The following is a 13825-nucleotide window of genomic DNA, read 5'->3' on the forward strand; positions in this document are numbered from 1 at the left end:
TGCCCGCTAAAATTAAGCTTTTTTAGCTGCAGCTGCTGCTTTCACAATAACCGCGAAAGCATCAGCTTTCAGTGAGGCACCGCCCACCAGTGCGCCATCGATATCAGGCTGGGTGAACAGTTCTGCTGCGTTTTTATCGTTAACAGAACCGCCGTACTGAATAATAACTTGTGCGGCAATGGCGGCATCTTGCTTAGCAATATGGTCACGGATAAATTTGTGAACGGCTTGAGCCTGTGCTGGAGTAGCTGATTTGCCAGTCCCGATAGCCCAGATTGGTTCATAAGCGATAACGGCACCTTCGAATGCTTTTGCACCCAAGGTGTTCAGCACTGCGTCCAGCTGTTTAGCGCAAACAGCTTCAGTTTGGCCAGCTTCGTTTTCTGCTTCGGTTTCACCGATACACAATACTGGAGTCAGACCGACTTCTTTCAGCACACCGAATTTCTTCGCGATAAATTCATCACTTTCTTTGTGATAAGTACGGCGTTCAGAGTGGCCAATAATGATGTATTGAGCACCAATATCTTTCAGCATTTCAGCAGAAGTTTCACCGGTAAATGCACCAGACAGATTCACATCAACATTCTGTGCGCCTAGTGCGATACGGCTGCCGGCTAATTCATGTTTAGCTTGATTCAGATAGATAGCGGGTGGGGCAATGGCCACGCCACAACCTTCAACGGTGCTCAATTCTTTACGCAGGTTAGCGATAAGCTCGTTAACCATGTGAGTGCTACCGTTCAGTTTCCAGTTACCCATAACTAATGGATGACGCATATTTATTCCTCCAACAAGGGGACACGAGGGTCAATAATAATGACTGCCCGACAGGCAGTTTACCTGTCCAACAGTATAGAGATGATTGGCGGCAATGGCTTTGCTTTTCGTCATTAATTACGGCGAGATTATGCTTCAGATAGTGACAGCTTAATCGGTTCAACAGCGAAGGTAAGCCCTTTTTCGCCATTATCTGCCACAACATAGCGAATTGCGCCGACAGGATGGGTGAAGAAAGGCAAGCCTTTACCTTGGGTCAGCAGTTGCTGCACGTTGCTGATACTTTGTTCGACCGTAAGAGTGGGCTCAAACTGGCGCATCATGGCCGCCATATAATTTACAGCCATTAATCGGGCTGTTTTTTCTTCACTGCCTTTTATCGGCAGGTAAGTGATTTGTATGGTTTTTATCTTGCCCGTACCTCTCTCCAATGCTGTGGAAGCATAGAGGTTTTCATTAATCTTGCTGGCGGCCCGGGTCAGTGGCGGTGAATCATCCTTTACCGTAATCGCGTGAAACTCACTGATTGGCAAGGTTGGATTGGCATGATTATACCGCTCACGGAATTTCACCAGGGTTAAATCAAAGGTTGGTGCGCCAGAAAGCAGGTAAGGTGCCGTTGGCTGAGTCTCTTCTGCCTGCTGATCTCCGCCAGCTTCGGGGTCGGCATGAGCGCGGCTAACCGTTGCTATTAGCAGCAGTATTGTCAGCATTGCGGTTATTTCTTTTCTCATGACTTACGCCGTGGTTTGAAGTGTGTGTAGGGGATTAAAACGGTAATTGGTGGTGATTGTCAAAATTCACTGCAAAGATTATAGGTTAGTTGCGGCGTTGAGTTACTCTATTGTGCATATCAACTTTACGTTATATCAGTTCAATGGATCAGGTTATTGATGACAATACAGCAGTGGTGTTTCTCGTTTAAAGGCCGTATCGGGCGGCGTGATTTTTGGATCTGGATCGGGTTGTGGCTACTGGCGATGTTGGTTGTTTTTACATTAGCAGGGCAAAATTGGCTTCCGACTCAGACCGCCGCTTTTGCTATTGTCTTTTTACTGTGGCCTACGGCGGCGGTGGTCGTCAAGCGGCTGCATGACCGCAATAAAGCCGGTTGGTGGGCGCTATTGATGGTGCTCGCATGGATGCTAATGGCCGGTAACTGGCAGATGCTAGCGCCTATCTGGCAATGGGGCGTTGGGCGGTTTATTCCCACACTTATCATTGTCATGATGTTTATTGACTGTGGTGCATTTCTCGGGACCGAGGGCGATAACCGTTTTGGCCCAGAGGCTGTGCCGGTGAGATTTTTGGCTGAAAAAGCAAATAGTTAATAAGGTTTGATAAAGCAAAAGGGCGCTATTGCGCCCTTGGATATGAGGTTACTGAGCTTTACCAGTATTGTTCACTGGTCATATGCCCCGGTTTACGGCGTAAATGTTTCCGCATCCCGCGCTGTTCTTTTAGCAATTGCTGGGTATCACGCACCATTTGCGGGTTACCACACAGCATGACATGACTGTCTTCGGCATCAATCTTCAAGCCTACAGCAGCTTCCAGTGAGCCATTCTCAATCAGCGCCGGGACTCTGCCCGTCAATGACCCTGGGGATTCTTCACGGCTGACAACCGTCTGGATACGCAATTTGCCGTTATAACGTTGTTCGAGCTGCTGCATCAATGGCAGATAGCTGAGGTCACGGGCAAAGCGAGCAGCATGAACCAGAACCAAATTTTTGAAGCGCTCCAAATCGCGCCCTTCCTGCAAAATAGACAGGTAAGGGCCAATCGCCGTGCCGGTTGCCAACATCCATAACGTGTCACAATCCGGAATTTCTTCCAGAACAAAGAAACCCGCAGCTTGTTTGGTCACCATGACTTCCCCTCCCACCGCCAGTTGGTCGAGGCGCGGGCTGAGTTTGCCTTCCGGTACAGTAACCAGATAGAACTCTAGGTTATCGTCACTGGGAGCATTGACGTAGGAATAGGCCCGCTGTACCCGTTCACCGTTAATATCTAATGCCAGCTTGGCAAATTGACCGGCGGTAAAGGGATCGACGGGCGCATTGACCCGAATACTAAACAGAGCGTCCGTCCAGTGTTCGATGTGAGTAATTTTGCCACTAACCCATTCAGCCATATTTCTTTCCCGTCATATGCTTATCTGATGTGATGTCTAAAATGATGGTCATATTTTATGGCATCTGGCTGAAAAATATTATCGATTAAATGTTATCTCTCTTCGCCATGGGTGCCATTGCCCAATTAGGGCGCAGCAACACGCATATGGACAGTTAACTTTACGGCAATGGTGTTTTTATCTGCCAGTCGGCCGTTTGGCAATATGTCGTGCTGGCTCGCTAAAAAATCTGAATTTGTTAGCTTATGCGCCAATAGTGAGGTGTGTCGCAAAATCCAGTTTTTCGCTGCCAGATTGTGTGACACGAAGTCCGGCTAACAATTAGTTAAGATAATGAGAAAAATAGAGAATTTCCACCTGTTGGCGATGTTGATTCTGTTGGTTGCTGTTGGTCAAATGGCGCAAACCATTTATGTCCCTGTTATTGCGGATATCGCCCGCGATTTATCAGTGCGTACCGGGACGGTGCAGCGCGTGATGGCGGCATACTTATTGACTTATGGCTTCTCGCAACTGATTTACGGCCCACTCTCAGATAGGATTGGGCGTCGCCCGGTGATTCTGACGGGCATGATGATATTTATGTTGGGCGCATTAGGGGCCTGGCTGTCGGATAGTTTGCCTATGCTGGTAGCGGCCAGTGCTTTGCAGGGCATGGGGACGGGGGTTGCGGGGGTAATGGCGCGCACAATGCCACGAGATTTATATGCTGGCACGGCGCTGCGTTACGCTAACAGTATGTTGAATATGGGGATTTTGGTCAGCCCTCTTATGGCGCCGGTGATCGGTGGAGTGTTGGCCAGTCTGTTCGGCTGGCGTGCTTGCTATGCATTTCTGCTCTTTTTATGTGGTGGGGTGGCATTTTGCATGTTCCGTTGGTTACCGGAGACTCGCCCGCAACAAACCGAAAAGCGGCGAATGCTAGCCAGTTTCCGCCTATTGCTATCGGATCGCGCTTTTAGCTGTTATCTGGTGATGTTGATTGGCGCATTAGCCGGTATTGCGGTATTTGAAGCCAGTGCCGGCGTCTTGATGGGCGGTGTCTTAGGGTTAAGTGGGGTGACGGTCAGTATTTTATTTATCCTGCCGATTCCGGCGGCGTTCTTTGGTGCATGGTATGCCGGTCGTGACGGTAAAACCTTCCAAAACCTGATGTGGCACTCCGTCATCAGCTGTCTGCTGGCCGGTTTGATGATGTGGATACCCGGCTGGTTTGGCATCATGAATATTTGGACACTGGTGATACCCGCAGCGCTGTTCTTCTTTGGTGCCGGGATGTTATTTCCTCTTGCCACGACCGGGGCAATGGAACCTTTCCCTTATCTGGCGGGTGCGGCAGGGGCTTTGGTTGGCGGCTTGCAGAATATCGGGTCAGGTTTAGCGACGTGGTTATCGGCCATGCTGCCACAAACCGGGCAATTCAGTTTGGGGTTGTTGATGTTTGCCATGGCGCTATTGATTTTGTTGTGCTGGTGGCCGTTATCCCACCGGATGCAACCGCAAGAACATCGCGTTTAACTGATTGATAATACTGAATAAAAACGGGTGAAACTTGAGTGTCGCGCCCGTTTTGACTTATTGCTCATGCTATTTATGAACCGGATTAGAGCAAGAATTCATGCAGAGCCGGGTCTTTACGATCAAGAAAATGGGTGGAGCGGATACGGCGGATAGTGCGGGACTTGCCGCGAATCAGCAGGGTCTCGGTGGTTGCCATGTTGCCTTTGCGATAAATACCTTCCAACAGGTCACCTTTGGTTATCCCGGTGGCGGAGAAAATCACATTGTCATTGCGGGCCATATCCCCCAGTAACAACACTTTACCGGCTTCAATCCCCATGGTTTTGCAGCGCACCAGTTCTTGCTCACCCATGCGGCGGTTGTCTTCGTTATCGCCTTTTACTTGATGGCGTGGCAATAAACGCCCCTGCATATCACCATCCAGCGCGCGTATCACCGCAGCAGAAATCACACCTTCAGGCGCGCCGCCGATGCAGTACATCACATCCACTTCACTTTCTGGCATACAGGTTAAAATGGAGGCCGCAACATCACCATCTGGGATAGCAAACACTTTGACGCCAAGTTGCTGCATTTCGGCGATGATCCCGTCATGGCGCGGTTTGGCGAGTGTGATAACCGTTAAATCAGTCAGGGGTTTATTGAGCTTGATGGCAATATTGCGCAGATTGAGTTCCAGTGGCAGATTAAGGTCGATTGCCCCTTTTGCCCCAGGGCCAACCACCAGCTTTTCCATATACATATCAGGCGCATGCAAAAATGTGCCTTTATCTCCCACCGCCAATACCGCCAGCGCATTGGCCTGACCCATTGCGGTCATGCGGGTGCCTTCAATAGGGTCAACCGCGATATCAACAGCATCGCCCTGGCCAGTACCGACATGCTCACCGATAAACAGCATTGGGGCTTCATCGATTTCACCTTCACCGATGACAATCTGCCCATCAATATTGACCTGATTGAGCATAATACGCATGGCCCGTACAGCAGCGCCGTCGGCAGCATTTTTATCGCCCCGACCCAGCCACTTATAGCCCGCCAGCGCAGCAGCTTCAGTGACACGGGAAAACTCGATGGCTAATTCACGTTTCATGGTTAGACCTGTATCCCCGTCATACTTCAAGCTGCATCTGCGTTGGCTACGCTCAATCACGCCAGTCACTTACTTAATGTAAGCTCTTGGTGCTTCTCTCACTTGCCGCTTTCCTGCAACTCGAATTATTTAGGGTAATAGAAGATAGAAGAATGTAAGCAGGAATTCTATCATCTTTGTGAAGTGAAGCTGTAAGGGTGTCTTTTGGTGTGATGAGATTTTTCACAATAGAAAACGCGCCATCGGGGGATAATGGCGCGTTATAGAGAGCTTAAAACAGACTCGATTTTACCCGCAGACCGTTATTATTCGTGCTCTTCCCAAGCTTGGGCGCGGGCCACTGCTTTCTTCCAGCCTTTATAGCGGAAGTCGCGTTCGGTGGTTTCGATCCCTGGACGGAATTCGCGCTCAATGGTCGCTTTACTCTTCACTTCATCCAGATCACTCCAGAAGCCAGTTGCCAGACCCGCTAGGAATGCGGCACCCAACGCGGTGCTTTCACGTACTGCCGGGCGCTCAACGCGCGTGCCCAGAATGTCAGCTTGGAATTGCATCAGGAAGTTGTTCGCGACTGCACCGCCATCAACGCGCAGTGATTTCAGCCGTTCACCGGAATCTGCTTGCATAGCATCCAATACATCACGAGTTTGATAAGCAATAGACTCAAGTGTTGCACGGATAATATGGTTGCTGTTCACACCACGAGTCAGGCCAAAGATAGCGCCACGGGCATACGGGTCCCAATATGGGGCGCCCAAGCCGGTGAAGGCTGGCACCACATACACACCATTACTGTCTTTGACTTTAGTCGCGAAATATTCAGAGTCGAATGAGTCACTAATCAGTTTCAGCTCATCACGCAGCCATTGAATGGATGCGCCGCCAATAAATACTGCCCCTTCCAGTGCATAATTCACTTCGCCGCGTGGGCCGCAGGCGATAGTGGTCAACAGGCCATTTTTGGATTGAACCACTTCAGTCCCGGTGTTCATTAACAAGAAGCAGCCAGTACCGTAAGTATTCTTCGCCATCCCCGGCTGTACACACAGTTGACCAAACAGTGCTGCTTGTTGGTCACCGGCGATACCTGCGATTGGAATACGTGTACCGCCTTTACCACCAATGTTGGTCTGGCCATAAACTTCTGAGGATGGGCGAACTTCAGGCAACATGGCGCGCGGAATATTCAGCGCCTTCAGCATGCGCTCATCCCACTCTTTGGTGCGGATATTAAACATCATGGTGCGTGATGCGTTGGTGTAATCCGTTACGTGTACGCGGCCCTGAGTCATGTTCCACACAAGCCAGGTGTCCACAGTACCAAACAGTAGTTCGCCGCGCTCAGCACGCTCACGCGCGCCCTCTACGTTATCGAGGATCCATTTAACTTTGGTGCCAGAGAAGTAAGGGTCGACCACCAGCCCAGTATTGAAGCGGATGTATTCTTCCAGACCTTCTTTTTTCAGCTTTTCACAGATGTCTGCGGTGCGTCGACATTGCCAGACAATCGCGTTATACACCGGCTTACCCGTTGCTTTGTCCCAAACAATGGTTGTTTCACGTTGGTTGGTGATACCGATACCCGCAATTTCATCAGAACTGATACCTGCTTTGGCCAGCACTTCGACCAGAGTGGAGCTTTGGGTCGCCCATATTTCCATTGGGTCGTGCTCAACCCAACCTGCTTTCGGGTAAATTTGGGTGAATTCACGCTGAGAAACACTCACGATATTGGCATCGTGGTCCAGCACCACTGCTCTGGAACTGGTGGTTCCCTGATCAAGCGCGACAATATATTTCTTTGGAGTAGTATTTTCGGTTGTCATAGTTAGCCTACTTTTAAGTTGCCGTTTCTAAGTATCTATTATTTACGCTTTGCGTTCTGTGGTCGTCACCGTGGTTTCTTCATCATCAACGGCACACACATCGCAGGGTAAATGGCGACCAATCAGAGCGCGATAACCGAATGCACCCACTAATGCACCCACGATAGGCCCGAATATTGGTACCAGGAAGTAAGGAATGTCACGCCCGCCAGTGAAGGCGATTTCGCCCCAGCCTGCAAAATAAGCAAACAGTTTTGGACCAAAGTCACGTGCTGGGTTTAATGCGAACCCGGTCAATGGCCCCATTGAACCACCGATAACGGCGATCAGAATACCAATCAGGAGCGGGGCCAGTGGGCCGCGTGGAATACCATTACCATCATCAGTCAACGCTAAGATAAGGCACATCAAAATAGCGGTAATAACGGTTTCAACCAGGAAAGCTTGGAAAACAGAAATGTGAGGGTTTGGATAAGTAGAGAAAATGCCTGCCAGATTCAGACTCTCAACACTGCCGCGTGCTATCTGATGAGTCTGTTCAAAATCGATGAACAGGTTGTAGTAGAGGCCGAACACCAAGGCCGCTGCACAAAATGCACCTGCAATTTGCGCCAAAATGTAGGGAATAACTTTACGGCGATCGAAACAGGCAAATAACCACAAAGCAATGGTGACTGCCGGATTAAGATGAGCGCCTGAAATCGCTGCTGTGAGATAAATGGCCATAGCAACACCCAGGCCCCAAATAATACTAATTTCCCACTGCCCAAAACTGGCTCCTGCCAATTTTAATGCGGCGACACAGCCCACACCAAAAAAGATGAGTAGAGCGGTACCGAGAAACTCCGCGATACATTGGCCCTTCAAGGTCGAACTAGCGGTTTGGCTCATAGTAGATGTCCTAGAGACAGAGATTTATAGGGTATTTCTTATTTTTGCCCTTCGGACTGCGAAGGGAGTGATGTAAATTTATCGTTAACGAGCACAAACGAGAAATAGCGAAATCAAAATGTGTGTTGTGTGTCATAAAAATGAGCGATTTCGCGTTATCCACGGCTCTTAAGGGACTTTAAAAGTGTGATCAGACCAGTACTTTCTTCCTTAGTTGTTAAGGGGGTGTATAACTTTACACGATGGGTCATAGTGGTTTTTCAGTTTTTGCTGATGGTTCCTGACACGAAATTGCTACAGAGTGTGGTTTGTACCGGTATGGCGCTAGACAGGTGGGGACTGGCTACATACAATCGCCCTACAAGGTCATCACTTTACAAGACCATCGTTTTTATCAAACTGCGTTGCTTGTGCGCTCGGGCACCTAAAACATAGCGCTTGGTGCACTCGTTCGATGGATATAGCGCGATAAATCAGTATTCACAGCAGTTTCATTTCTCAGTGGTTGCTTTAGTTAATGCAGCAACTGAAGTTAAGAATGATGACTGCGACCAAGAGATGTACGCCTTGCTACCATAAGGGGACCGAAGAATGTCATTTGAAGTATTTGAGAAATTGGAAGTTAAAGTTCAGCAGGCGATTGATACCATCACTTTATTACAGATGGAAATTGAAGAGCTGAAAGAGAAAAATAACACCCTGTCCCAAGAAGTTCAGGAAGCTGCTGGTGGCCGTGAAGCGCTAGTGCGCGAAAATGAGCAACTGAAACAAGAACAGCATGTTTGGCAGGATCGTCTGCGGGCACTGTTGGGAAAGATGGAAGAGGTCTGAGTGCCAGTTGGCTTAAAACATCACTCATGCACAGTTAAAAGCCTCTAGTCACGTAGCCACTTTGAGTCTGAAGGGCAACAAAAAGGGCGATATCAATATCGCCCTATCTAATGAGAATTATCTATAAATCAGAGAGATATCACTCAATATCCAATGGTTCTTCTGACAAGATAATCCCGGTGTTGTCTGCGTACAAGTGGTCACCGGAGAAGAATGTCACCCCGCCAAAATTAACGCGGATATCACTCTCACCAATACCTTCATCTGCGGCACCGACAGGAATCGCGGCCATCGCCTGGATACCAATATCCAATTCGGCCAGTTCATCAACCTGACGGACAGCACCGTAAACCACAATGCCTTCCCACTCGTTTTTCAATGCCAAGTCAGCTAACTCAGCATTGATTAATGCGCGGCGCACTGAACCACCGCCATCGACGACTAAAACACGGCCAAGACCATTTTCTTCCAGTAGATCAAACAACAAGCCGTTATCTTCGAAACATTTTACAGTGGTTATCTTGCCACCAAATGAAGTACGTCCGCCAAAATTGGAGAACAGTGGTTCTACCACATTTACCTCTTCATGATAGATATCACAGAGATCGGAAGTATCATATTTCATAGGATTAACGTCTGGTTGCGGCTGGGATGTTAAGTATATCCCTTTCTGGCTACTGTTGGCAAAATCATCAATTGTTAAATCACTCCGGGCAGGTTCTATTGGCGCTGCCCGGGGAAATAAAAGGCTGAATTAACTGAGCACTAGGCCAATAGCGAACAGGATATTGGTCAGTAGAGCGGCTTTGACCATATGTTCGAGCATCGGGCGCATGCCCGCGGCTGTAGGTTCACGCAGTACAAATAAGGCGTGTTTGACCAGCAGGGGAACGGCCAGAATAAAAATCCAACCCGCCCAGCTATGCAGATTCAGCATGCTAAATAACGCCAGACAGAAGATAGCGGCGGCAATCAATAGAGCATGGTAATAACGCGCGACGACGGGGCCTAAACGCACTGCGAATGTGTTTTTGCCATTGGCTTTGTCATTTTCGATATCGCGCAAATTATTAATATTTAACACCGCGGTTGCCAGTAAACCACAGGCGGTCGCGGGTAGCATGACGACACTGTCAAAGTGCCCGGATTGAAGATAATAAGTCCCGGCGACACTCAGCCAGCCGAAGAAGACTAATACCGAAATATCACCTAACCCCATATAACCATAGGGTTTACTGCCGACAGTGTAGGTAATGGCGGCTACAATGGCCATCAGCCCGAGCAGTAAAAAACCTAACACGTCGCTGGGTTTCTCACAGGCGACGGTAATGAGGGCGATACCCGAAATGGCTGTCAGGCTGACAGTGATTATCAGCGCGACTTTCATTTGCTCGCGAGTAATCATCCCTTTCTGCATGCCGCGCAATGGCCCGATACGTTCTTCGGTATCACTGCCCTTAATGGCATCACCATAATCATTGGCGAGATTGGACAAAATTTGCAGCAGGCCAGCTGTTAATAAGGCAAGCAAGGCGACTGCGGGTTTAAAACTATCGAGCCAGACAGCCAGAGCTGAGCCGGTCACGATAGAGGCAAAGGCCAGTGGCAGTGTTCTTGGCCGAAGGCTTTCCAGCCAAGCCTGGGTCTGGTTGGTGTTAGTTGATAGGCTCATTTTCTGCTTCATTTTATAGGAGTCTGGTCCGCCTATATCGGCGAGTTAAAAAACGATCATATAATAAAAATAAGAGTGGGAGGCGATGCCTCCCACTCAATATTAATTTGGCGAACCATTTTATCCAGCAAAGGCTGATAAAGCGAGTTATAGGATAAAACGACTCAAATCTTCATCAGCAACCAGCTCATCCAGATGTTGACCAACATATGCCGCATCAATAGTAATGGATTGACCATTACTTTCGCTGGCGTCATAAGAGATATCTTCCATCAGCCGTTCCAACACGGTATGCAAACGACGTGCGCCGATGTTCTCAGTGCGCTCGTTAACTTGCCACGCCGCCTCAGCGATTTTACGGATCCCTTCACGAGTAAACTCAACAGTCACGCCTTCGGTTGCCATCAGAGCTTTGTATTGCTCCGTCAGTGAAGCACTCGGCTCGGTCAGGATGCGCTCAAAATCGTCTGTTGTCAGTGCCTGCAATTCTACCCGAATTGGCAAACGACCTTGCAACTCAGGGATTAGGTCTGACGGGCTGGAAACCTGGAATGCCCCGGAGGCAATAAACAGGATATGGTCAGTTTTGACCATGCCGTGTTTGGTTGATACGGTGCAACCTTCGACCAATGGCAGCAAGTCACGCTGCACCCCTTCGCGGGACACATCCGGGCCTGAAGTCTGGCCGCGTTTACAGATTTTATCGATTTCGTCGATGAACACTATCCCGTGTTGCTCAACTGCGTCGATCGCCTGCTGTTTTAGCTCTTCTGGATTAACCAGTTTCGCGCCTTCTTCCTCAATCAGCAGTTTGAATGCTTCTTTGATTTTGATTTTGCGCGGTTTTTGTTTCTGACCAGCAATGTTCTGGAACATGGACTGCAACTGGTTAGTCATCTCTTCCATGCCCGGAGGCGCCATGATTTCGACACCTACCGGTGAGGCCGCCAGATCGATTTCAATTTCTTTGTCATCCAACTGACCTTCACGCAGTTTCTTGCGGAAAGCTTGACGCGTCGGGGATGGCTCTTGGGCTTCATCCGGCTGGCCCCAGTTATTTTTAGCCGGCGGGATGAGCACATCCAGAATACGTTCTTCGGCCAATTCTTCAGCCCGATAACGCATTTTTTCAATGGATTGTTGACGTACCATTTTTATGGCGGCATCAGTCAGATCGCGGATTATCGAGTCCACTTCTTTACCAACATAGCCAACTTCGGTGAATTTAGTCGCTTCTACTTTGATGAACGGCGCATTGGCCAGTTTTGCCAGGCGGCGAGCAATTTCAGTTTTACCCACACCGGTTGGGCCGATCATCAGAATATTTTTAGGGGTAACTTCGTGGCGCAGCTCTTCATTAAGTTGCATCCGACGCCAGCGGTTACGCAGGGCAATAGCCACCGCACGTTTAGCTTTATCCTGGCCGATAATGTAGCTATCAAGTTCGCTGACGATTTCGCGTGGGGTCATTTCAGACATGTCACTCTATCCTTACGCTTTGTATGTTAATAACGCCTAGTACGTTAATTCTTCAATGGTTTGGAAGCGGTTGGTATAGATACAGATATCCCCCGCAATACTCAGAGATTTCTCGACGATATCCCGAGCACCCAATTCGGTGTTTTCCAGCAGCGCGCGTGCAGCAGACTGGGCATAAGGCCCGCCTGAACCGATAGCAATCAGGTCATCTTCAGGCTGAACCACATCGCCGTTACCGGTGATAATGAGTGATGCTGTTTCATCCGCGACAGCCAACAGTGCTTCGAGTTTGCGTAACATACGGTCGGTGCGCCAATCTTTGGCTAACTCAACAGCCGCTTTAGTCAGGTGGCCTTGGTGCATCTCAAGTTTGCGCTCAAATAGCTCAAACAGGGTAAAAGCATCAGCGGTACCACCAGCAAAACCAGCAATGACTTTATTGTTATAAAGGCGGCGTACTTTTTTAGCGTTGCCCTTCATTACGGTATTGCCCAGAGTGACCTGGCCATCACCACCGATAACTACATGACCATTACGGCGTACACTTACAATTGTTGTCACGAGCAGACCCTCGTTGCAGACTGAATGAGTCCCCATACTGAATTCAGAAAAACAGTATGGGGTATATTGAGATTATAAATGGGGGAGGATTATGACTTTTCAACCCCCAACAGCGAGGGGAATGCATCCTGACTGACCAGCGCCTTTCAAACGCTGTAAGGCTTTATCGGCAGCCGCCTTGGTGCTGTAAGGGCCGACTACCACGCGATTCCAGCCACCGCCAGCGGTAATGCGGCTTTCAATGCCTTCAAATGCCAATTGGGCGCGAATAGATTCGGCCTGGTCAGCGGCTTTGAATGAACCACATTGCACCATCCAGCGTTGTGCTTTTTCTTTCTCTTTTTCCGGCTTCGGCGGTGTTGCCGCCTGTTGTGTTACCGGAGCCGTCGGTTGCGGTGTACGCGTTGGAGTCGTGACCTGCGGCTGCACTTGTGTCTGTGGTGCTTGTGTTTGCTGCTGTACCGGTGCAGTCGTCTGACGCGGCGGCGTTAATGGCTGCTGCTGCATATTCGTGACCGGTGGTTTGATGGTCACTGCTGAGCGCGGCACTTGCATCCCTTGGTTATACGGCACTTCTGAAAGCTGCGTAGGTTGTTGGCGCATATCCGCCTGCATCTGCTCAAGCAATTGGCGCTGTTCATTGGTCAGCTGTGTTTTGGTATTGACTTCGCCACCGGCAGACGGTTCGGTTGGTGTTGGCACGCCAATCTGACGATTTTCCAACTCTTTAATATAACGCCAACGTTCTTCCGGTTTCGGCGGCAGCCCATTGCCTGTACGTGGGTCATGGCTGGGCAGTAACGGAAGCTCACCCGGTTTATTGTGGGTGATGAAATAAAGTCCACCAACAAATACCACTAATAGCGCGACGGCCAGTGCCATCACGGTTTTGGATACTGCTGGAGCACTGCGTTTTTTTCGGCTGGTGCTTTTGCGCCGCGCTCCTGAGCGCCCTCGGCTTACATAATCTCTTTGTGCCACTATCGTTTCGCTGCGTCGTGATGATGGAATAAGTCCGTCATGTTACTGAACCCC

General features: G+C 49.3%; 14 protein-coding genes. 3 read left to right on the plus strand and 11 right to left on the minus strand.

What is annotated here, in order from left to right; all coding sequences use genetic code 11:
* Positions 1–12: 12 nt before the first annotated feature.
* Together tpiA and F0T03_RS00460 are read right to left on the minus strand one after the other, a co-directional pair.
* On the minus strand, positions 13–780 hold the full coding sequence (tpiA, locus tag F0T03_RS00455) for a triose-phosphate isomerase (protein ID WP_145555246.1): 768 nt from the start codon (positions 778–780) through the stop codon (positions 13–15).
* Positions 781–908: 128 nt separating this feature from the next.
* Entirely contained in the window at positions 909–1514 is a 606-nt protein-coding gene (locus F0T03_RS00460; protein ID WP_162526848.1) for a DUF1454 family protein, read from the minus strand.
* 159 nt (positions 1515–1673) lie between these two features.
* Here F0T03_RS00460 and F0T03_RS00465 point away from each other — a divergent pair, with 159 nt between their 5' ends.
* Positions 1674–2111, plus strand: a complete 438-nt coding sequence (locus F0T03_RS00465; protein ID WP_145555247.1) for a DUF805 domain-containing protein — start codon at positions 1674–1676, stop codon at positions 2109–2111.
* 58 nt (positions 2112–2169) lie between these two features.
* Here the strand turns inward: F0T03_RS00465 and fpr are convergent, their stop codons facing one another.
* Positions 2170–2916 (minus strand): ferredoxin--NADP(+) reductase, encoded by a 747-nt coding sequence (fpr, locus tag F0T03_RS00470; protein ID WP_145555248.1) that lies wholly within the window; start codon positions 2914–2916, stop codon positions 2170–2172.
* Positions 2917–3249: 333 nt separating this feature from the next.
* Here fpr and emrD point away from each other — a divergent pair, with 333 nt between their 5' ends.
* Positions 3250–4434, plus strand: a complete 1185-nt coding sequence (gene emrD, locus F0T03_RS00475) for a multidrug efflux MFS transporter EmrD (RefSeq protein ID WP_159677026.1) — start codon at positions 3250–3252, stop codon at positions 4432–4434.
* An 85-nt stretch (positions 4435–4519) separates the two neighbouring features.
* Here the strand turns inward: emrD and glpX are convergent, their stop codons facing one another.
* The 3 genes from glpX to F0T03_RS00490 all read right to left on the minus strand — a co-directional run bounded on the left by glpX (position 4520) and on the right by F0T03_RS00490 (position 8247).
* Positions 4520–5530, minus strand: a complete 1011-nt coding sequence (gene glpX, locus F0T03_RS00480; RefSeq protein ID WP_159677027.1) for a class II fructose-bisphosphatase — start codon at positions 5528–5530, stop codon at positions 4520–4522.
* 305 nt (positions 5531–5835) lie between these two features.
* On the minus strand, positions 5836–7356 hold the full coding sequence (gene glpK / locus F0T03_RS00485) for a glycerol kinase GlpK (protein WP_145555251.1): 1521 nt from the start codon (positions 7354–7356) through the stop codon (positions 5836–5838).
* Between the two features lie 42 nt (positions 7357–7398).
* Positions 7399–8247, minus strand: a complete 849-nt coding sequence (locus F0T03_RS00490; RefSeq protein WP_145555252.1) for an MIP/aquaporin family protein — start codon at positions 8245–8247, stop codon at positions 7399–7401.
* Positions 8248–8838: 591 nt separating this feature from the next.
* Between F0T03_RS00490 and zapB the strand changes: the two genes are divergently transcribed.
* Positions 8839–9078: a septal ring assembly protein ZapB gene (zapB, locus tag F0T03_RS00495; RefSeq protein WP_004392238.1), complete on the plus strand. Its 240-nt coding sequence runs from the start codon at positions 8839–8841 to the stop codon at positions 9076–9078.
* Positions 9079–9217: 139 nt separating this feature from the next.
* Here the strand turns inward: zapB and rraA are convergent, their stop codons facing one another.
* From rraA to ftsN, 5 genes are all read right to left on the minus strand, one after another.
* Positions 9218–9703: a ribonuclease E activity regulator RraA gene (rraA, locus tag F0T03_RS00500; protein WP_004714419.1), complete on the minus strand. Its 486-nt coding sequence runs from the start codon at positions 9701–9703 to the stop codon at positions 9218–9220.
* Positions 9704–9832: 129 nt separating this feature from the next.
* Positions 9833–10750: a 1,4-dihydroxy-2-naphthoate polyprenyltransferase gene (locus tag F0T03_RS00505; RefSeq protein ID WP_159677028.1), complete on the minus strand. Its 918-nt coding sequence runs from the start codon at positions 10748–10750 to the stop codon at positions 9833–9835.
* A gap of 147 nt (positions 10751–10897) precedes the next feature.
* Complete coding sequence (hslU, locus tag F0T03_RS00510; RefSeq protein ID WP_145555255.1) at positions 10898–12229, minus strand: ATP-dependent protease ATPase subunit HslU; 1332 nt, start codon at positions 12227–12229, stop codon at positions 10898–10900.
* 36 nt (positions 12230–12265) lie between these two features.
* Complete coding sequence (gene hslV, locus F0T03_RS00515) at positions 12266–12790, minus strand: ATP-dependent protease subunit HslV (RefSeq protein WP_004714422.1); 525 nt, start codon at positions 12788–12790, stop codon at positions 12266–12268.
* 99 nt (positions 12791–12889) lie between these two features.
* Entirely contained in the window at positions 12890–13771 is an 882-nt protein-coding gene (gene ftsN / locus F0T03_RS00520; protein ID WP_145555256.1) for a cell division protein FtsN, read from the minus strand.
* Between the last annotated feature and the right edge of the window lie 54 nt (positions 13772–13825).

The sequence above is a fragment of the Yersinia canariae genome, from assembly GCF_009831415.1.
Classification (GTDB): Bacteria; Pseudomonadota; Gammaproteobacteria; order Enterobacterales; family Enterobacteriaceae; genus Yersinia; species Yersinia canariae.